19 protein-coding genes are annotated in these 18,799 nt (G+C 65.9%); 13 read left to right on the forward strand and 6 right to left on the reverse strand.

The window, feature by feature from the left end:
* Window positions 1-64 precede the first annotated feature (64 nt).
* The 6 genes from B1A78_RS07650 to pyrE all read right to left on the reverse strand — a co-directional run bounded on the left by B1A78_RS07650 (window position 65) and on the right by pyrE (window position 4,418).
* A complete protein-coding gene (locus B1A78_RS07650; RefSeq protein WP_077146382.1) occupies window positions 65-1,156 on the reverse strand; it encodes an AI-2E family transporter in 1,092 nt (363 codons plus the stop codon).
* A 283-nt stretch (window positions 1,157-1,439) separates the two neighbouring features.
* Window positions 1,440-2,309, reverse strand: coding sequence for a signal peptidase I (gene lepB / locus B1A78_RS07660; protein ID WP_077146384.1), 870 nt, complete (start codon window positions 2,307-2,309; stop codon window positions 1,440-1,442).
* A 1-nt stretch (window position 2,310) separates the two neighbouring features.
* Entirely contained in the window at window positions 2,311-2,712 is a 402-nt protein-coding gene (gene acpS, locus B1A78_RS07665; protein WP_077146385.1) for a holo-ACP synthase, read from the reverse strand.
* Between the two features lie 3 nt (window positions 2,713-2,715).
* On the reverse strand, window positions 2,716-3,108 hold the full coding sequence (locus B1A78_RS07670; RefSeq protein ID WP_077146386.1) for a hypothetical protein: 393 nt from the start codon (window positions 3,106-3,108) through the stop codon (window positions 2,716-2,718).
* The gene (locus tag B1A78_RS07675; RefSeq protein WP_077146387.1) at window positions 3,109-3,837 is read right to left on the reverse strand and encodes a pyridoxine 5'-phosphate synthase; all 729 of its coding nucleotides are present in this window, start codon (window positions 3,835-3,837) and stop codon (window positions 3,109-3,111) included. It abuts the gene before it with no gap.
* Window positions 3,834-4,418 (reverse strand): orotate phosphoribosyltransferase, encoded by a 585-nt coding sequence (gene pyrE / locus B1A78_RS07680; protein ID WP_077146388.1) that lies wholly within the window; start codon window positions 4,416-4,418, stop codon window positions 3,834-3,836. The genes B1A78_RS07675 and pyrE overlap by 4 nt, the downstream gene beginning before the upstream one ends.
* 232 nt (window positions 4,419-4,650) lie before the next feature.
* Between pyrE and coxB the strand changes: the two genes are divergently transcribed.
* The 13 genes from coxB to B1A78_RS07740 all read left to right on the forward strand — a co-directional run bounded on the left by coxB (window position 4,651) and on the right by B1A78_RS07740 (window position 18,792).
* Window positions 4,651-5,778 carry a cytochrome c oxidase subunit II gene (gene coxB / locus B1A78_RS07685; RefSeq protein WP_077146389.1) on the forward strand — a complete coding sequence of 376 codons (1,128 nt, stop codon included), beginning with the start codon at window positions 4,651-4,653 and terminating at the stop codon, window positions 5,776-5,778.
* 15 nt (window positions 5,779-5,793) lie between these two features.
* On the forward strand, window positions 5,794-7,461 hold the full coding sequence (gene ctaD / locus B1A78_RS07690; RefSeq protein ID WP_077146390.1) for a cytochrome c oxidase subunit I: 1,668 nt from the start codon (window positions 5,794-5,796) through the stop codon (window positions 7,459-7,461).
* Window positions 7,462-7,520: 59 nt separating this feature from the next.
* Entirely contained in the window at window positions 7,521-8,432 is a 912-nt protein-coding gene (locus B1A78_RS07695; protein WP_077146391.1) for a heme o synthase, read from the forward strand.
* A complete protein-coding gene (locus tag B1A78_RS22595; RefSeq protein WP_179102004.1) occupies window positions 8,429-8,584 on the forward strand; it encodes a hypothetical protein in 156 nt (51 codons plus the stop codon). The genes B1A78_RS07695 and B1A78_RS22595 overlap by 4 nt, the downstream gene beginning before the upstream one ends.
* 8 nt (window positions 8,585-8,592) lie before the next feature.
* On the forward strand, window positions 8,593-9,150 hold the full coding sequence (locus B1A78_RS07700) for a cytochrome c oxidase assembly protein (RefSeq protein WP_256837520.1): 558 nt from the start codon (window positions 8,593-8,595) through the stop codon (window positions 9,148-9,150).
* An 81-nt stretch (window positions 9,151-9,231) separates the two neighbouring features.
* Entirely contained in the window at window positions 9,232-10,107 is an 876-nt protein-coding gene (locus B1A78_RS07705) for a cytochrome c oxidase subunit 3 (protein ID WP_077146393.1), read from the forward strand.
* Window positions 10,108-10,500 carry a DUF983 domain-containing protein gene (locus B1A78_RS07710; RefSeq protein ID WP_077146394.1) on the forward strand — a complete coding sequence of 131 codons (393 nt, stop codon included), beginning with the start codon at window positions 10,108-10,110 and terminating at the stop codon, window positions 10,498-10,500.
* On the forward strand, window positions 10,493-11,161 hold the full coding sequence (locus B1A78_RS07715; RefSeq protein ID WP_077146395.1) for an SURF1 family protein: 669 nt from the start codon (window positions 10,493-10,495) through the stop codon (window positions 11,159-11,161). The genes B1A78_RS07710 and B1A78_RS07715 overlap by 8 nt, the downstream gene beginning before the upstream one ends.
* A 27-nt stretch (window positions 11,162-11,188) precedes the next feature.
* Window positions 11,189-12,586: a threonine synthase gene (gene thrC / locus B1A78_RS07720; protein WP_077146396.1), complete on the forward strand. Its 1,398-nt coding sequence runs from the start codon at window positions 11,189-11,191 to the stop codon at window positions 12,584-12,586.
* On the forward strand, window positions 12,579-13,469 hold the full coding sequence (locus B1A78_RS07725) for a class I SAM-dependent methyltransferase (RefSeq protein ID WP_083733952.1): 891 nt from the start codon (window positions 12,579-12,581) through the stop codon (window positions 13,467-13,469). The genes thrC and B1A78_RS07725 overlap by 8 nt, the downstream gene beginning before the upstream one ends.
* 128 nt (window positions 13,470-13,597) lie before the next feature.
* Window positions 13,598-13,969, forward strand: a complete 372-nt coding sequence (locus B1A78_RS07730) for a PRC-barrel domain-containing protein (protein WP_077146397.1) — start codon at window positions 13,598-13,600, stop codon at window positions 13,967-13,969.
* A 182-nt stretch (window positions 13,970-14,151) separates the two neighbouring features.
* The gene (locus tag B1A78_RS07735; RefSeq protein WP_077146398.1) at window positions 14,152-17,166 is read left to right on the forward strand and encodes a TonB-dependent receptor; all 3,015 of its coding nucleotides are present in this window, start codon (window positions 14,152-14,154) and stop codon (window positions 17,164-17,166) included.
* A 105-nt stretch (window positions 17,167-17,271) separates the two neighbouring features.
* A complete protein-coding gene (locus tag B1A78_RS07740) occupies window positions 17,272-18,792 on the forward strand; it encodes a tryptophan halogenase family protein (protein WP_077146399.1) in 1,521 nt (506 codons plus the stop codon).
* Window positions 18,793-18,799 lie beyond the last annotated feature (7 nt).

Raw genomic sequence — 18,799 nt, forward strand, 5'->3', positions numbered from 1 at the left:
GCTTCTCCCCTCCCGCCTGCGGGAGGGGAGAAGCAGATCAATCCTTTAATGTCGCCTTCCCGCCTTACCCCGCCGCCTTCCGCTTCCCCTGCGCCCGTGCGTTACGCTCCGCCTCGCGCTCCAGCGCGACCTTGATCATCGCGACGATCGGGTCGGCGAGGAACAGTCCTAGGATGCCGAGCAGCGTGCCGAACAATATCTGCGCGCCGAGGACGAGGGCAGGGGCGAGGTCGACGGTCTGCTTCGCCACCATCGGCACGATCAGGTAACCGTCGACGGTCTGAACGATGAAATAGATCGCGATTGCGGCGAGCCCGGTGTCGGTCCCCGCCGAAAAGCCGACGAGGACGAGCAGCACGCCCGACACGATCGCGCCGATATTGGGGATGAAGGCGAGCAGCCCGGTGAGCAGCCCCATCAGCGCCGCCATCGGCACCCCGAAGGCGAGGCAGGCGAGCCAGGTGCCGATGCCCTCGACGAGCATGCCGAGCAGGCGCCCTGCCATCAGCCGGCGCAGCGTGAAGCCCATGCGCGCGGTGACGATGTAGAAATTCTCGCGGCTCTTCATCGGCAGCATCCACGCGACGCCGCGCTCATAGAGCCGCGGCTCGATCGCGAGGAAGACACCGAGGACGAGGATCATCACCAGGCTGGTCAGCGCGCCGAGCACCGTCCCGACCGCAGCGGTGACGCGCCCGACGGTGCCGGCCAGATTCTCGGCGATCGTCTTGGTGTCGATCTGCAGATTGCCCATGCCATGTTCGCTGGCCCAGGCGGCGATGCGCTCGACCTGTCCCATCACCACCGTCTGCAGCGTCGCGGCCTGGTCGGCGATCTGTGAACCCGCGAACATCACGGTCCACAGCATGAAGGCGACGAGCGACAGGCAGACGATCATCAATCGCCACCCGCGCCCGATCGGCAGCACCCGGCCGAGCAGCCGCGTGCCGCCGTCGAGCATCGCGGCGACGACGATGCCGGCAAAGATCAGCAGGATCGGCTGGATCAGGATGATGCACACGCCGATCAGCAGCGCGAGGCCCAGCCACACCCCCGCTCGCATCAATTCGGTGCGAACGGCGTCGCTGCGGATTTCGGTCGGGCCGGGTTCGTCGGCGGCGGCCTTGACCCTGGCTTTTGCATCGGTCTCGGCCATGTGCGTCGCTCCCCTGTTTAGGACCCGTACCCGCTTACGGCGCCGTCGAGGTTTGAATCAAAATGGCTCAGTGCGAGGAAAGAAGGCGAAGAAATATGTCGATATTTCAAGACTTCTTGACGACGCAATGGGCCATTTTGATCAAATCCCTTTGGGACGCCCAAATGGCTTCCATCTCGACCCGAAAGCCGCTTGGAAAGGCAACCAGCCTTCCCGGCGCGTCTTTCGGCCCGATCTGTTCGCCATTTGGGCGCCTCGACGGCGCCGTAAGCGGGTACGGGTCCTAACTGCCCTTACGTTCGGGGGTCAGGTCGGTTCCCGCGCGGCCCGAACGCAACGCCGTGAACCAGCTCAGCGGATTATACCATTTGGCGGTGCCGTCGGTCGAAAAGGTGATGATCTCGGCGCGTCCGGCGATCGAATCAAAGGGGACCGCGCCCTCGAGACCGGCCGCGGAGATGGGAAAACGGCTGTCGGCACTGCCGTCGCGGTTGTCGCCCATCAGGAAGACATGGTCTGCCTCCACCGTATAGGGGCGACCGTTCGGATGATATTCGTCGGCACTCGGCCGCTCGCCCATGTCGATCGTGTCGAAGGTCGCGCCGCCGGGCAATGTTTCGCGGATGATCGGGATGTCGAGCACCATGCGGCCCTGCGCATCCTGTTTCGCGAAGATATCGAGCGCGCTGCCGCCGGCTTCGCCCCGCGACGGGGTGTTGGCGTCGACGGGTATGATCAGATTGGGCTGCTGCTCGCGTTTCACCGGCGTGCCGTTGATGATCAGCACGCCGCCGCGCACCTCGATCGTGTCGCCGGGCAGCCCGACCACGCGCTTGATATAGTCGGTGCGGTCGCCCGGATGCTCGAGCACCACGATGTCGCCGCGCTCGGGCAGGCGGGCGAAGATGCGGCCCGCGAATTTGGGCGCGAGGTGGAAGCTGACCGAGGCGTAGGACCAGCCATAGGGATATTTGCTGACGAGCAGCCGGTCGCCGCTGAGCAGCCCCGGCATCATCGAATCGGACGGGATATAAAAGGGCTTGGCGATGAAGCTGTGGATGCCGAGCACCAGCAGCAGGATCACCGCGATGTCGCGGAAGAACTTGCCCCAGCTTTCTTCCTTGGCTCCGCCCTTCGTTTTGTCCTTGGCCATGTCAGTCCTTGATTGCTTCGATGATGACGAATGCCTGCGCCCAGGGATGGTCGTCGGTCAGTGTCAGGTGGATGTGCGCGCTGTAACCTGCGGGGATCATAGCCGCGAGCCGTTCGGCCGCGCCGCCGGTCAGCGCCAGCGTCGGCGCGCCCGACGGCGCGTTGACGACGCCGATGTCCTTCATGAACACGCCGCGCTTGAACCCCGTTCCGACGGCCTTTGAAAAGGCCTCCTTGGCGGCGAAGCGCTTGGCGTAGGTGCCCGCGCGGGTGAACGGTCGCCGCGCCGCCTTGGCGCGCTCGACCTCGGTGAACACGCGTTTCTCGAAGCGCTCGCCGAAACGGTCGAGCGAATTCTGGATACGCTCTATATTACAAAGGTCGGAGCCGAGGCCGATGATCATCGCTCAGACCTCGCATCTTTTCTTCAGCAGGTCGCGCAACCACGCCTCGGCGGGGGATTGCGCGCTGTACCGGATCGGCCCGTTCACGCTTTCCCGAACATCGGCGACCAGCAGGTCGGTGGACCCGTTCCAGTCGCATGCCGGCATGATCTGGCCCTTTTTCAGTTTGAGTTCGGTGGCGAAATAGCGGTCGACGACCGCCCGGACATAGCCGCGGCATTCGCCGGCGGTCTTGCGCGAGGCGGGGTCGGCGGACTGCTCGAACTTTTCGTCGCACATATATTGCAAGGTGGACACGCCCAGAAAGGGCGGCGGCATGGCCAGCGACCTTGCTTGCACAGGGTGCGACACGAGCAGGATCGCGCCGAACAAAGCGGTGCGCGCGCCCGGGCGCATCTAGCGCGCCGCGTCCATCAGCTCGCGCATGCGGCGGACCGCATCCTCGAGCCCGGTAAAGATCGCCTCGCCAATCAGATAATGGCCGATATTGAGCTCGGCGAGCTGCGGGATCGCGGCGATGGGGACGACATTGTCATAGGTCAGGCCGTGCCCGGCGTGCGGCTCGATGCCGTTCTTCCACGCCAGCGCCGCGGCGTCGGCGATGCGGCGCAGCTCGGCGGCGCGTTCCTCGCCCTCGACATGCGCATAGCGGCCGGTGTGGAATTCGACGACCGGCGCGCGCAGCCGCATCGCGGCCTCGATCTGGCGCGCATCGGGTTCGATGAACAGGCTGACGCGGATGCCCGCGTCGTTCAGCCGCGCGACGATCGGGGCAAGGTGATTATGCTGCCCCGCGGCGTCGAGCCCGCCCTCGGTGGTGCGCTCCTCGCGCTTTTCGGGGACGATGCACGCGGCGTGCGGCATATGGCGCAGTGCGATTTCGAGCATTTCCTCGGTCGCCGCCATTTCGAGATTGAGCGGCAGGTCGGTCGCCGCCTGGATGCGGGCGAGGTCGTCGTCGCGGATATGGCGCCGGTCCTCGCGCAGATGTGCGGTGATGCCGTCGCCGCCGACCGCGGCGACGATCTCGGCCGCGCGCACCGGGTCGGGATGCTCGCCGCCGCGTGCGTTCCGGATCGTCGCGACATGGTCGATATTGACCCCGAGGCGAAGCCGGCTGCTCAATTCGCGCGGCTTCCGGGCTTCACCGCCTGGGTCGCCGCCAGTTCGGGGGGCAGCTCGTCCTCGGCATAGGTCGGGAAGTTGATCGCGACGAGCGGGTAGAAGGGGACGCCGAGGTCGATGTTGCTGCCTGCCGAGCGGTCGACCAGCGCGGCTTCGGCCACGACTTCGCCGCCCGCCGCCTCGACGCACGCCATTGCTTCGCGCGACGACAGGCCGGTGGTCACGACATCCTCGACCATCAGCACTTTCGCGCCCGGGGCGATGGTGAAGCCGCGGCGCAGTTCGAAGGTGCCGGTCGGGCGCTCGACGAAGATCGCGGGCTTGCCGAGCGCGCGGCCCATTTCATGGCCGATGATGACGCCGCCCATCGCGGGCGACACGACGACGTCGATCGCCTGCTTCAGGTCGCGTGGCAGCTTGGCGGCGAGGGCGATCGCGAGGCGACCGGCGCGCTCGGTGTCCATCAGCACGCGCGCGCACTGCAGATAATATTCGCTGTGGCGCCCCGAGGAGAGCAGGAAATGCCCCTGCAGCAGCGCGTCGGCGGCACGGAATTCGGCCAGGATTTCTTCGTCGGTCATGGGAGAATGGGTCTTTTGTTGATGGCGTCGTTCCTCGCGAACGACGGGGTTTCGACTGGTCGGATTTGCCAGCCGTAAAATAGTGTTAGAGATGCTTGAGGCAAGCGGCAAGCGGGTCTATAGCGCCCGCGAGATTCAGCCCGCCTCCCGGCTGCCGCGACGCATGTCCGGTATCCATGTGGCGGGGATGAAGCATCGATAAGAACAACAGGCAACGGGCGGCACTATCCTTATGAAGAGCTTGAAAACCCTTGTAATCGCGGCGGTTTTGTCGCTTGGCTCGGTCAGCGCCGGTCAGGCGACCGCACCGGCGGCGGCGGCTCCTGCCGCAGCCCCCGCGGCGACGGCTGCGGCGAATCCGGCTCCCGCTGAGGCGGCGGCTGCGACGGCCGCTGCTCCGGCTCCGGCCGCAGCGACCACGGCGGCGGCTCCGGCCGGCGACGCGACCTATGTCCCGATGAAGCCGACCCCGGGCGTCGGTCAGCCGGTCGACGCTGGCTGGAATTTCCAGCCGCAGGTCACGCCGATCGGCGATCAGGCTTATGATTTTAACCATTATATCCTGCTGCCGGTGATCACCGTGATCTCGCTCTTCGTTCTCGGCTTGCTGCTGTGGGTGGTCGTCCGCTACCGCGCCGCAGCGAACCCGGTGCCGTCGAAGACGACGCACAACACCTTCATCGAAATCATCTGGACCGCGATCCCGGTGCTCATCCTCGCGCTGATCGCCGTCCCGTCGATCCGCCTGCTCGCCGCGCAATATGAGCCGCCGAAGAAGGAGGCGCTGACGATCAAGGTCACGGGATATCAGTGGTATTGGGGTTACGCCTATCCCGATCAGGGCATCGCCGAATATGTGTCGAAGATCCTGACCAAGGAACAGGCCGAAGCGGCCGGCGAACCCTATCACCTCGCCGTCGACAACCGCATGGTCGTTCCCGTCGGCCGCCAGGTGAAGCTCATCATCACCGGTGCCGACGTGATCCACAGCTTCGCGGTTCCGGCCTTCTGGACCAAGATGGACGCGGTCCCGGGCCGTGCCAACGAAACGACGTTCACCGCCACCAAGGTCGGCCTCTATTACGGCCAGTGCTCGGAGCTTTGCGGCGTCGACCATGGCTATATGCCGATCGCCGTCGAAGTGCTGCCGGTCGACAAATGGGAAGCCTGGGTCCGCTCGAAGGGCGGCAACCCGGCCGGTCCGGTGGTTGCGGCGCCCGCCGCAGCCGCGCCGGCTCCTGCTGCCGCTGCCCCGGCAGCCGCGCCCGCCGCCACTCCGGCTGCTGCGCCGGCCGCCACGACCGAAGCCGCACCGGCCGCAGCGGCTCCCGCCGCCGCCGCTCCGGCTGCCAAGAAATAACAAGGGGTCCGACAGATGACCGATATGACTGCAACCGCCCATGGCCATGCCGATCACGCGCATGACGACCATGACCACGATACCCCGGGCTTCTTCGTCCGCTGGTTCATGTCGACGAACCACAAGGACATCGGCACCCTCTATCTGATCTTCGCGATCGTCGCCGGCATCGTCGGCGGTGTGATCTCGGGCATGATGCGCCTCGAGCTCGCCGAACCCGGCATCCAGTATCTGACCGGCTGGGCCCAGTGGCTCGACCCGGCGGCGACCGAGACGCAGGGCAAGCATATGTGGAACGTGCTGATCACGGCGCACGGCCTGATCATGGTGTTCTTCATGGTCATGCCCGCGATGATCGGCGGTTTCGGTAACTGGTTCGTGCCGCTGATGATCGGCGCGCCCGACATGGCCTTCCCGCGCATGAACAATGTCAGCTTCTGGCTGACCTTCGTCGCGTTCGTCATGCTCGTCGGGTCGGCCTTCGTTTCGGGCGGCAACGGCCTCGGCGCGGGCACCGGCTGGACGGTCTATGCCCCGCTGTCGACCAGCGGGTCGCCCGGGCCGGCGGTCGACATGGCGATCTTCTCGCTCCACCTTGCGGGTGCGGCGTCGATCCTCGGTGCGATCAACTTCATCACCACCATCTTCAACATGCGCGCGCCGGGCATGACCCTGCACAAGATGCCGCTGTTCGTGTGGTCGGTGCTGGTTACCGCCTTCCTGCTGCTGCTCGCGCTGCCGGTTCTCGCCGCCGCGATCACCATGCTGCTGACTGACCGCAACTTCGGCACCACCTTCTACGACGCCACCGGCGGCGGCGATCCGGTGCTCTACCAGCATCTCTTCTGGTTCTTCGGCCACCCCGAAGTGTACATCATGATCCTGCCGGGCTTCGGCATCGTCAGCCAGATCATCTCGACCTTCAGCCGCAAGCCGGTCTTCGGTTACCTCGGCATGGCCTATGCCATGGTCGCGATCGGCGTCGTCGGTTTCATCGTGTGGGCGCACCACATGTTCACCGTCGGCATGAGCGTGAACCTCAAGATGTACTTCACCGCCGCGACGATGGTCATCGCGGTCCCGACCGGCATCAAGATCTTCAGCTGGATCGCCACCATGTGGGGCGGCTCGCTGAGCTTCAAGACGCCGATGGTGTGGTCGCTCGGCTTCATCTTCATGTTCACCGTGGGCGGCGTCACCGGCGTCGTGCTCGCGAACGGCGGGGTCGATACCAACCTGCACGACACCTATTATGTCGTCGCGCACTTCCACTATGTGCTGTCGCTGGGCGCGGTCTTCTCGCTCTTCGCCGGCTTCTATTACTGGTTCCCGAAGATGTCGGGCCGGATGTACAGCGAAGCCCTCGGCCAGCTGCACTTCTGGGTCTTCTTCATCGGCGTGAACGTCATGTTCTTCCCCCAGCACTTCCTGGGCCAGCAGGGCATGCCGCGCCGTTACCCCGACTATGCGGAAGCCTATGCTTATTGGCACCACATCTCGTCGCTCGGCTATGTCATCATGGCAGTGGGCATGATCTTCTTCTTCGTGAACATCGCCTGGTCGCTGTTCGCGGGCAAGAAGGCCGCCGACAATCCGTGGGGCGAAGGCGCGACGACGCTCGAATGGACGCTGTCGAGCCCGCCGCCGTTCCACCAGTTCAACGAACTGCCGCGTATCGCCTGATCGCGCACGCCCCCTGCTGACATCCGGCAGGGGGCGTCGCCCTCGGGCCTGGAGTTATCATGGCGCATAGCCTGACCCACGGCGAAACGTCGCTTCCCGCCGACTGGCGCGACCTGTTCGCGCTGACCAAGCCGCGCGTGATGTCGCTCGTCGTGTTCACCGCGCTGTGCGGCCTGCTCGCGGCGCCGGGGACGGTCCATCCCGTCCTCGCTTTTTCGTCGATCCTCGCGATCGCGCTGGGGGCAGGGGCCTCGGGCGCGCTCAACCAATGGTATGAGGCGGGGCTGGACGCGAAGATGAAGCGCACCGCCGGGCGCCCGCTGCCCGCCGGACGGCTCGACCCGCAGACCGCGCTGCAGTTCGGGGTCGGGCTCGCCGCCTTCTCGGTCTTCCTGATGCTCTTCGCATCGAACTGGCAGGCGGCGCTGCTGCTGCTCGCCTCGATCCTCTTCTACGTCTTCGTCTACACGATGTGGCTCAAGCCGCGGACGCCGCAGAATATCGTCATCGGCGGCGCCGCCGGCGCCTTTCCGCCGCTGATCGGCTGGGTCGCCGCGACGGGCAGCATCGCGCCGCTGCCGGTGCTGCTGTTCCTGCTCATCTTCCTGTGGACGCCGCCGCATTTCTGGGCGCTCGCGCTGTTCGTGCGCTCGGACTATGCCGCCGCCGGCATCCCGATGATGCCCGTCGTCGCGGGCGAGAAATCGACGCGCCGCCAGATCCTCGTTTATGCGCTGATCATGGCCGCCGCCGCGATCGCGCCCTGGCCGCTCGGCTATGCCGGCGCCCTCTATGGCTGGACCGCGGTGCTGCTCTCGGCGCTGTTCGTGATCCTGTCGGTGCAGGTCGGCACCCGCATGGCGCGCGAGGGCGACACGATGCAGCCCGAAAAGCGCCTCTTCGCCTATTCGATCGCCTATCTTTTCATCCTGTTCGGCGCGGTTGTCGCCGACCATTGGTGGCCACTATGACCGAACCTGTGAACGATATCCCCGAACCCTTCGACGAGGCCGAATATCGCCGCCGCCAGCGCGCGCGCGCCAATCTGATGGCGCTGCTTCTCGGTGGGCTTGCGGTGCTGTTCTTCTTCATCACCATCGCCAAGCTGACGGTGCTCAAATGATCGCGCGGATGTCGCCGAACGCGAAGACCGCCAGCCTCGCGGGCCTGCTTGCGATTTCGATGGTCGGGCTGGGGTTCGCGGCGGTGCCGCTCTACAATCTCTTCTGCCGGGTGACCGGCTTCGGCGGCACGACGCAGCGCTACGACCCGGTCGCCGCCGCCGAAGTGCCGCAGGTATTGAGCCAGACGATCTCGGTCCGCTTCGACGCCAATGTCTCGCCGAAGCTGCCGTGGAAATTCTATCCCGAACATCCGACCGACACGGTCAGCATCGGCGCGCGCGACATGGCGATCTTCATCGCCCAGAATAATTCGCCGCACGCCGTCACCGGGACCGCCAGCTTCAACGTCACCCCCGACGCCGCGGGCAAATATTTCACGAAAATCCAGTGCTTCTGCTTCACCGAGCAAAAGCTCGAAGCGGGGCAGCAGGTGCGCATGCCGGTGCTGTTCTTCGTCGATCCCAAGATCATGGACGACCCCGATGCGCGCGATATTCAGGAAATCACCCTCAGCTACACCTTCCACCCCGTGGAGCCAGTAGACGAGGGCAAAAAGGCCAGCTAAGGCCGCGATCAAGAGTCTTACCAAGACCGGCGGGCGATGGGGAATCGCGATGCTGGGGCTGCTAAAAACGGGAAAAACGCCATGTCCGGTGCCAAACATCATGACTATCACCTCGTAAACCCCAGCGTCTGGCCGCTGATCGGATCGTTCGCCGCGCTGGTGATGTTCTTCGGCCTCGTGATGTATATGCACCCCAATGATTTCGGCGGCGTCGGCAAATGGGTGCTCGGCCTCGGCTTCATGGGCGTCATCGCCACCTTCTTCAGCTGGTGGTCGGACGTCATCAACGAAGCGCATGCCGGCGACCATACCCCGGTCGTCCAGCTCCACCTGCGTTATGGCATGATCCTGTTCATCGCCTCCGAAGTCATGTTCTTCGTTGGCTGGTTCTGGGCGTGGTTCGACTTCTCGCTCTTCCCGGTGCCGATCGAATATGCCGATGGCGCGGTGACCTCGCTGTTCGGCCAGGACGGCGCCGCTGCGATCACCATGTGGCCGCCGAAGGGCATCGAAGTTATCGATCCCTTCTCGCTGCCGCTGCTCAACACGCTGATCCTGCTCTGCTCGGGCACCACGATCACCTGGGCGCACCACGCGCTGATCCACGGTGACCGCGAGGGGCTGAAGAAGGGCCTGTGGGCGACGATCATCCTCGGCGGCATCTTCTCGATGATCCAGGCCTATGAATATATGCATGCGCCCTGGGGCTTCGGTCAGAGCAACTACAGCTCGGCCTTCTACATGGCGACCGGCTTCCACGGCTTCCACGTCCTCGTCGGCACGATCTTCCTGATCGTCTGCCTCGTCCGTACCTACAAGGGCCACTTCACCCCGACCCAGCATTTCGGGTTCGAAGCCGCCGCCTGGTACTGGCACTTCGTCGACGTGGTGTGGCTGTTCCTCTTCATCATCGTCTATGTCTGGGGCGGCTGGGGCGCGCCGATCGCCGCGCACTAAGTGACGCCAGACGTCCAGCATCAAAAGGGGCAGCCGCCGGTCTGGCGCGCTGCCCTTTTTGGCCTCTGCCCCGAATGCGGGGCGAAGGGGCTGTTTCAGGGCGTCGCCCATTTTCGCGCCCGCTGCCCGTCGTGCGGTTTCGAGGCGGCGCGCTATAATGTCGGCGACGGCCCTGCGGCCTTCCTGACCCTCATCATCGGCGCGCTGCTCACCGTCGCCGCGATCCTGTTCGACATGGCCGTCGCGCCGCCGATGTGGGTGCATGTCGTCTTGTGGATGCCGCTGACCATCGCCGCGGTCATCTTTGGCCTGCGCATCGCCAAGGCGGCACTGCTCGCGAGCGAACATCAGCGCCAGGCGGCCGAGGGACGGGTGGAGACATCGCATGACTGACGAGCCCGCAAAGCCCGCAAGCCCGGCCGCTACGACGCCCGCACGGGGCTGGCCGGTCATCCCGACGATCCTCGTCGTCGCCGCCGTCGCGACGATGATCGCGCTCGGCGTCTGGCAGCTCCAGCGCAAGGGCGAGAAGGAAGCGCTGATCGCGCTCTACCAGCGCAACAGCGCGATGTCGGCGACCGTCGCCTATCCCAAGCTGCCGCCCGTTCCCGACGCGATGCTCTATCGCAAGAGCAGCGTGACATGCCTCGAGCCGGTCCGCTGGGACCAGCGCAGCGGCACCGACCGCGCCGGCAAGACCGGCATCCGCATGGTTGCCGACTGCCGCACCGGCGCCGAGGGGCCGGGGGTGCTCGTCGATGTCGGCACCGCCGACGACTTCACCCCGCCCAAATGGACCGGCGGTATCGTCGCCGGCACGATCGTTCCGGGTCCCGAACAGCCGACCCTGATCGAACGCCTGAGCGGCAAGGCGGTGCCCGCGCGCGCGATGCTGGTGGCCGATGTCCCGGCGCCGGGCCTCCGCCCCAGCGCGGTGCCTTCGGCGGCCGATACGCCGAACAATCACCTCGCTTATGCCGGTCAGTGGTTTCTCTTCGCGCTGGCCGCGGCGGTGATCTATATCCTTGCGGTGCGCCGCCGCTTGCGGGCTTGACCGGACACCGCTAGGCGCTGGGCCGCCATGGAATATATCAGCACCCGCGGCTCCGCGCCGACCCTCGACTTTCGTGCCGCCACGCTCGCGGGCCTCGCCGGCGACGGCGGCCTCTATGTCCCCGCGACCTGGCCCACGCTGAGCCAGGACGATATCCGCGCGCTGGCGGGGCTCGACTATGTCGAAACCGCGGTGCGGGTGATGACCCCCTTCGTCGCGGGCGTGCTGTCCGAGGACGAACTGCGCGGCCTGTGCAAGGCCGCCTACGGCCGCTTCAGCCATGATGCGGTGACTCCGCTCGTTCAGCTCGACCATCGCCACTGGCTGCTCGAACTGTTCCACGGCCCGACGCTGGCGTTCAAGGATGTCGCGCTGCAACTGCTCGGGCAGCTCTTCGAAAAATTCCTCGCGGGCGGCGATACGAACATCACCATCGTCGGCGCGACCTCGGGCGATACCGGCTCGGCGGCGATCGAGGCGGTCGCCGGGCGCGAGCATATCCAGATTTTCATGCTCCATCCCGAAGGCCGGGTCAGCGACGTCCAGCGCCGCCAGATGACGACGGTGCTCGCACCCAACGTCCATAATATCGCGATCGACGGCAGCTTCGACGATGCGCAGGCGATGGTGAAGCGGCTGTTCGGCGACGAGGAAGCGCGCGGCAAGGTGACGCTGTCGGCGGTGAACAGCATCAACTGGGCGCGGCTGATGGCGCAGGTCGTCTATTATTTCTACGCTGCGGTCCGTCTCGGCGGTCCCGACCGCCCGGTGGCGTTCAGCGTGCCGACCGGCAATTTCGGTGACGTCTTCGCGGGCTATGTCGCCTCGCGTATGGGCCTTCCCATCGCCCGCCTCCTCGTCGCGACCAACGTCAACGACATCCTCCACCGCGCTTTGACCAGCGGCGATTACAGCGCCGGCACCGTCAGCCCGACCGCGACGCCGAGCATGGATATCCAGGTCAGCAGCAATTTCGAACGGCTGCTCTTCGACCTGTCGGGCCGCGACGGCGCTGCGATCACCGCGATGATGGGCGAGTTCGACCGCAATCGCGCGATGACGATTCCCGCCGACATGCTGAGCGGCGCGCGTGACCTGTTCTCGAGCGCCAGCATCGACGGCGACTCGATGTCGCTGGCGCTTCGCTGGGCGCAGGAAAAGGGCGGCCAGCTGATCGATCCGCACAGCGCGGTCGGCCTCGCCGCGGCGCGCCAGCTCGATCTCGACGCCGATATACCCATCGTCACGCTCGCAACCGCGCACCCGGCGAAGTTCCGCGAGGCGGTCGAGCGCGCGACCGGCGTGCGTCCGGCGCTGCCCGCGCGGCTCGGCAATCTGTTCGAGCGCGAGGAACGCTATACCAAGCTCCCCGGCGACTATGACGCGGTGAAGGCCTTCGTTCTCGCGGAAGCCGCGCGTGGCTGACCTGCTTCCGCTCGTCACCCTCGTCGGCGAGGCGTGGGACGATTATGGGCTGGTCGACAGCGGGGGCGGGCGCAAGCTCGAACGCTATGGCCGCTTCCGCTTCATCCGCCCCGAACCGCAGGCGATGTGGGCGCCCGCGTTGCCGCAGGACGTATGGGACGCCGCCGACGGCGAATTCATTCCGGCATCGGACGACGATGGCGGCGGCCGCTGGTATTATAACAAGCCGGTGCCGCAGGAAGGCTGGCCACTCGGCTGGCGCGAGACGCGATTCACGGCAAGCTGCACCCCGTTCCGCCACCTCGGTTTCTTCCCCGACATGGCGCCGGTGTGGGACTGGCTCCGCGATCAGGTCGCTGACAAGCCCGATCCGGCCTTCCTCAACCTGTTCGGCTATACCGGGGTCGGCAGCCAGGCGCTCGCCGCCGCGGGCGCGACGGTGACGCATGTCGACGCGTCGAAAAAGTCGGTGTCGCAGGCGCGCGAAAATGCTGCGCTGGCGGACATGGCCGACAAGCCCGTGCGCTGGATCGTCGACGACGCCGGCAAGTTCACCGCGCGCGAGGTACGGCGCGAAAAGCGCTACGACGCGATCCTGCTCGACCCGCCGAAGTTCGGACGCGGGCCGAACAACGAGCGCTGGCAGATCGAGGAGGGGCTGGCGCCGCTGCTCGCCGACTGCCGCCAGCTGCTCGACGCCGACAGCCGCGCGCTGTTCCTCACCGTCTATGCGGTGCGCATGTCGGCGTTGGCGATCGGCGAATTGCTCGGCCAGTTTTTCGCGGACCTGCCGGGCAAGGTCGAATGCGGCGAACTCGCGGTGCGCGAAGAGGCGAGGGGGCTGTTGCTCCCGACCGCGATCTTCGCGCGCTGGAGCCGCTAAGCTTCCACCGGACGATCCTTTGCGGTGAGCGGAGCAACTCTGTCGCTTGCGCCTCGTTGCTCGGGACAGGGGGCGGCGCTGGCCGACTCCCGTCCCGCGATCCGCCTCCGCCGCAAAGGAGACGCATCATGGCCGACACCCTCGAACGCAGCGAAACGCATCGCCTCATTTCCTCGGACAAGGTCGAAGGGACTGCGGTCTATAATCCGCAGGACGAGAAGCTTGGCACCATCGCCAACATCATGATCGACAAATATTCGGGCAAGGCGGATTACGCCGTGCTCCAGTTCGGCGGCCTCTTCGGGCTCGGCAGCGACCATTATCCGATCCCCTGGGATATGCTGGCCTATGACAAGGCGAAGGGCGGCTATGTCGTCGCGATCAGCAAGGAACAGGTGACCGGCGCGCCGCGCTACGGCGCCGACGATACCCCCGAATATACCGACGAATATGGCCGCACCGTCTATGGCTATTACGGGCTCAGCTATCCCGCGCTCTGATCCCTTTCCCGCGAACCGGCCGGCCGCCTATCGGGCCGGGCGGTTCGCTGCTGCATTTTCCCCGCCGATTGCATAGGAATGCAATGTCGACCCGCGTTGACAATGAGAACGTTCTCATTTAGATAACGTTCACATTGGAGAAATGTCGCCGAAAATGAGCGACTAAACGGGAGGGAACAGGGATGCAGGCTCCGCATAAGCTTTGGCTCGCGAAGATTCTGGCCGGCACGTCGGCGGTGGCGCTGATGAGCGTGGCGCAGGTGGCGATGGCGCAGGAAGCGCCGGCCGAAGACAGCGCCGTCGATGGCGACGAAATCGTCGTCACCGGCATCCGGGCCAGCCTTTCGGCGGCCGCCGACATCAAGCGCGACGCGCAGGGCGTCGTCGACGCGATCTCCGCCGAAGACATCGGCAAATTCCCCGACACCAACCTCGCCGAATCGCTCCAGCGCATCACCGGCGTGTCGATCGACCGCTCGAACGGCGAAGGCTCGCTCGTCACGGTCCGCGGCTTCGGCCCCGAATTCAACCTTGTGACCCTCAACGGCCGCCAGATGCCGACCGCAGTGATCGGCGACGGCGGCAGCGCGCCCTCCTCGCGCTCGTTCGATTTCGCCAACCTCGCGTCCGAAGGCGTTGCGGCGGTCGAAGTCTACAAGAGCGGCCGCGCCACGATCGAATCGGGCGGCATCGGCTCGACGATCAACATCCGCACCCCGCGCCCGCTCGACAAGCCCGGCATGCACGGCAGCATTTCGGCCAAGGCCGTCTATGACTCGTCGCGCAACGAGGGCAATCCGGTCACGCCCGAAGTGTCGGGCATCTTCAGCACCACCTTCGCCGACGACACGATCGGCGTCCTGCTGATCGGGTCGTATCAGAAGCGCAAGTCGAGCACCAATTCGGCGAATGTCGGCTGGCGCGACGGCTATCTTGGTTCGGAAAACAATTGGGGCTCGCTGGCGCAGCCGGGCACCCCGGGCGCTGCGCGTATCACCAACCGCCCCGACCCGACCGACGTCTATCAGGTGCCGCAGAACGCCTCCTACGACCTCAACGACATCAATCGCGAGCGCATCAACGGCCAGGCGGTGCTGCAATTCCGCCCCAGCGACGATCTGACCGCGACGATCGATTACACCTATTCGCGCAACACCGTCGAAACGCGCAACAGCAACGTCGGCATCTGGTTCAACCATGAAAATACGACGAGCTCGTGGACCGACGGCCCGGTTGCCGGCCCGATCTTCTATTCCGAAGCCTTCCCGGCGCCGCCCGCTCCGCCGAGCACCACCGCGCTCAACGGCGGCAAGGACCTGTCGTACAGCGGCTCGCTCACCGAGAATCGTGCCGAGAACAAGTCGCTCGGCGGCAATCTCCACTGGGACGCCCCCGGCGGCGTCACCGTCGACCTCGACTTCCACCATTCGACCGCGACGGTGAAGCCGGTCAACCGCTTCGGATCGAGCACCTCGGTCGGCAACGCCATCTTCGGCATCGCCAACCAGACGATCAATTTCGAGAACGACCTGCCGGTCCTCTCCTACAACATGCATCCCGGGATCGACCCGCTGAACGCGGCGCTGATCCAGTCGACCGGCAACGCCTTCCGCGCTGCCTATTTCCGCGACCGGATCGATCAGGTCCAGTTGCGCGGCACCTATGACCATGAGGGCGGTTTCCTCGACAGCATCGACTTCGGCGTCTCCTATGTCGACAACAAGGTCCGCTCGGCGTTCGGGACGATCCAGAACGACACCTGGGGCGGGGCGGGGCCGGCTTCGGACATTCCCGACGACATCTTCACCCTCGAAACGCTGCCCGACAAATTCCCGGGCCTCGCACAGCCGGGGATGATCCAGAGCTTCTACAAGTTCGATTACGAGCGCATGGCCGACCTGATCGAGGATCTGTACGACGTGTGCAGCGATCCGCAGACCGGCTCGGCCGCGGTGCCGGGCACCTGCATCGCCGCGTACAACACCGATCGCCGCATCAGCGAACGGACGCTCGCGCCCTATCTGCAGGTCGCGACCAAGTTCGACCTGTTCGACAACCCGGCGCATTTCGTCGCCGGCGTCCGCTACGAGGTGACCGACGTATCCTCGGCCGCGCTGGTTCCGGTTCCGACCGGCACCCGCTGGGTCGGCGACAATGAATTCAACATCGTCTATTCGGGCGACAGCGACTTCACGCGCTTCAAGGGCTCATACAACAACTGGCTGCCGGCGTTCGACTTCGACTTCTCGCCGATCGACAACGTCAAGCTGCGCGCATCGTACAGCCACACGATCACCCGGTCCGACTATGCCAGCCTGCAGGGCGGGCGCACGCTCGACACGCTGTTCCGCGTCGGCGGCGGCGGCGGGGCGCAGGGCAATCCGGGCCTCGTTCCGTACAAATCGAAGAATATCGATCTTTCGGCCGAATGGTATTATGCGCCGGGCAGCTATGTTTCGGCGGGCTATTTCCACAAGGATGTCAGCAACTTCATCTCGTCGACCCGTGTCGATAGCGAGGCGTTCGGGCTGACCACTCCGGTCGGCGGGCCGCGCTGGAACGCCGCGCTCGCAGCGCTCGGGCAGAATGCGACCGTGTCGCAGATCCGCCAATATATCTTCGCCAATTTCCCCAATTCGGTGACGATTACCGGGGGCGGGCCGGGCACTTATGTCGGCACGATCGACAGCATTCCGGGCGACCCGCTGCTGAACTTCGAGATTTCGACCCCGATCAACAGCGACCAGACGGCGTCGCTCAACGGGTGGGAATTCGCGCTGCAGCACAGCTTCTGGGATACGGGCTTCGGCGTGATCCTGAACTATACGATCGTCAACGGCAGCGCGACCTATGACAACACCCAGCCGTCAACGGTGCCGCAGTTCGCGCTCACCGGGCTCAGCGACAGCGCCAATGCGGTCGCCTATTATGACAAGAACGGGCTTCAGGCACGTGTGGCCTGGAACTGGCGCGACGAATTCCTCCAGGGCTCGGGGCCGAACCCGACCTATATCGAGGAATATTGGCAGATCGACGCCAGCGCGAGCTACGAGTTCATGCCCGGCCTCACCGGTTTCGTCGAGGCGATCAACCTGACGGGTGAGGGACGCCGCGGGCATCTGCGCCACAAGAATAATGTCACCTTCGTGCAGCCGGGCTTCGCCCGCTATGCGGCGGGGGTCCGGTTCTCCTTCTAAGGCGGGCCTCCACCCCGCGGATTTCCTGGCGAGAGAGCCGCTCCTCCAAAGAGGTGCGGCTCTTTTGCGTGACGCGGGGCGGGAGAAGGCATAGGAACGTTCCCAATGACAAGCGCAGTGGAGAGGGTGGTCATTGTTGGCGGCGGCACCGCCGGCTGGCTCGCGGCTGCGCGCCTCGCCGCGGCGCGGCCTGCGCTCGCGGTGACATTGGTCGAGGCGCCCGACATCCCGACGATCGGCGTGGGCGAGGGGACGTGGCCGACGATGCGCGCGACGCTCGCCGCGATCGGTATCACCGAGGGCGAATTTCTCGCCGCCTGCGATGGATCGTTCAAGCAGGGCTCGCGCTTCGACGGATGGGTCAGCGGCGCGGCGGACGACCGCTATCTCCATCCCTTCACCTCGCCGCCCGCGCTGCCGATGCGCGACCTGCTCGCGGCGTGGCAGGCGGTGGAGCCCGATCGCTCCTTCGGCGCCGCGATGACCGCGCAAGGTTCGGTCTGCGATCTCGACCTCGCGCCGCGCCAGCGGACGATGCCCGATTATCAGGGCGCCGCGAACTACGCCTATCACCTCGACGCCGGAAAATTCGCGGCGCTGCTCCGCGATCATGCGACGCGGCGGCTCGGCGTGCGGCACATCGCCGACCATGTCACCGGGGTGCGGCGCGGCGACGGCGACAGCATCGCTGCGGTGATCGCGCGCGAGCATGGCGAGATCGCGGGCGACCTGTTCATCGATTGCACCGGCCATGCCGCGCTGCTGATCGGCGGCGAACTCGGCGTCCCCTGGATCGATCGCAGCGACACCCTGTTCAACGACCGCGCGCTCGCCGCGCAGGTCCCCGTCGCCGAGGGCAGCCCGATCGCGTCGCAGACGGTCTCGACCGCGCATGCGGCTGGCTGGATCTGGGACATCGGCCTGCCGGGGCGCCGCGGCATCGGCTGCGTCTATGCCAGCCGTTTCGTCGATGACGATGCAGCCGAGGCGACGCTGCGCGCCTATGTCGCACGCGTCCTGCCCGATGCGCCTGAGGTGCCTGTCCGCCGATTGAGCTTCCCGACCGGCCACCGCGCCCGCTTCTGGCAGGGCAATTGCCTCGCCATCGGCCTGTCGGCGGGCTTCATCGAACCGCTCGAGGCTTCGGCGATCGTGCTCATCGAATTGTCGCTCGACGCGCTGGTCGACAATTTCCCCGCCAGCGCCGACGCGATGCCGATCCACGCCGATCGCTTCAACACGCTGTTCCGCTATCGCTGGGACCGCATCGTCGAATTTCTGAAGCTCCATTATGTGCTGAGCCGGCGCACCGAACCCTATTGGCTGGCGCAGCGCGATCCGGCGTCGGTGCCGCCGCGCCTCGCCGCGATGCTCGCGCTGTGGCGCGACCAGCCGCCGTCGGCATGGGATTTCCCGCAGGTCGACGAGATTTTCTCGGCCGCGAGCCACCAATATATCCTCTATGGCATGGGCTATCCGCTTCCGGCCGGCCCCGCTGCCAGCGACCGCGCCCGCGCGGCGCTCGCCGAACAGCGCCAGCGCGCCCGCTCGCTCGCCTCGGCGCTGCCGACCAACCGCGACTATCTCGACGCACTCACCGGGGCCGCCGCGACGGCGGCCGAATGAAGGACCC

It is taken from the genome of Sphingopyxis sp. KK2 (genome assembly GCF_001990265.1).
Classification (GTDB): domain Bacteria; phylum Pseudomonadota; class Alphaproteobacteria; order Sphingomonadales; family Sphingomonadaceae; genus Sphingopyxis.

Excerpts from the sequence above, each read along its gene's own strand:
- B1A78_RS07650 (WP_077146382.1), bottom strand. The coding sequence starts at position 1,156 with ATGGCCGAGACCGATGCAAAAGCCAGGGTCAAGGCCGCCGCCGACGAA.
- lepB (WP_077146384.1), bottom strand. The coding sequence starts at position 2,309 with ATGGCCAAGGACAAAACGAAGGGCGGAGCCAAGGAAGAAAGCTGGGGC.
- acpS (WP_077146385.1), bottom strand. The coding sequence starts at position 2,712 with ATGATCATCGGCCTCGGCTCCGACCTTTGTAATATAGAGCGTATCCAG.
- B1A78_RS07670 (WP_077146386.1), bottom strand. The coding sequence starts at position 3,108 with ATGCGCCCGGGCGCGCGCACCGCTTTGTTCGGCGCGATCCTGCTCGTG.
- pyrE (WP_077146388.1), bottom strand. The coding sequence starts at position 4,418 with ATGACCGACGAAGAAATCCTGGCCGAATTCCGTGCCGCCGACGCGCTG.
- coxB (WP_077146389.1), top strand. The coding sequence starts at position 4,651 with ATGAAGAGCTTGAAAACCCTTGTAATCGCGGCGGTTTTGTCGCTTGGC.
- ctaD (WP_077146390.1), top strand. The coding sequence starts at position 5,794 with ATGACCGATATGACTGCAACCGCCCATGGCCATGCCGATCACGCGCAT.
- B1A78_RS07695 (WP_077146391.1), top strand. The coding sequence starts at position 7,521 with ATGGCGCATAGCCTGACCCACGGCGAAACGTCGCTTCCCGCCGACTGG.
- B1A78_RS22595 (WP_179102004.1), top strand. The coding sequence starts at position 8,429 with ATGACCGAACCTGTGAACGATATCCCCGAACCCTTCGACGAGGCCGAA.
- B1A78_RS07700 (WP_256837520.1), top strand. The coding sequence starts at position 8,593 with ATGTCGCCGAACGCGAAGACCGCCAGCCTCGCGGGCCTGCTTGCGATT.
- B1A78_RS07705 (WP_077146393.1), top strand. The coding sequence starts at position 9,232 with ATGTCCGGTGCCAAACATCATGACTATCACCTCGTAAACCCCAGCGTC.
- B1A78_RS07715 (WP_077146395.1), top strand. The coding sequence starts at position 10,493 with ATGACTGACGAGCCCGCAAAGCCCGCAAGCCCGGCCGCTACGACGCCC.
- thrC (WP_077146396.1), top strand. The coding sequence starts at position 11,189 with ATGGAATATATCAGCACCCGCGGCTCCGCGCCGACCCTCGACTTTCGT.
- B1A78_RS07730 (WP_077146397.1), top strand. The coding sequence starts at position 13,598 with ATGGCCGACACCCTCGAACGCAGCGAAACGCATCGCCTCATTTCCTCG.
- B1A78_RS07735 (WP_077146398.1), top strand. The coding sequence starts at position 14,152 with ATGCAGGCTCCGCATAAGCTTTGGCTCGCGAAGATTCTGGCCGGCACG.
- B1A78_RS07740 (WP_077146399.1), top strand. The coding sequence starts at position 17,272 with ATGACAAGCGCAGTGGAGAGGGTGGTCATTGTTGGCGGCGGCACCGCC.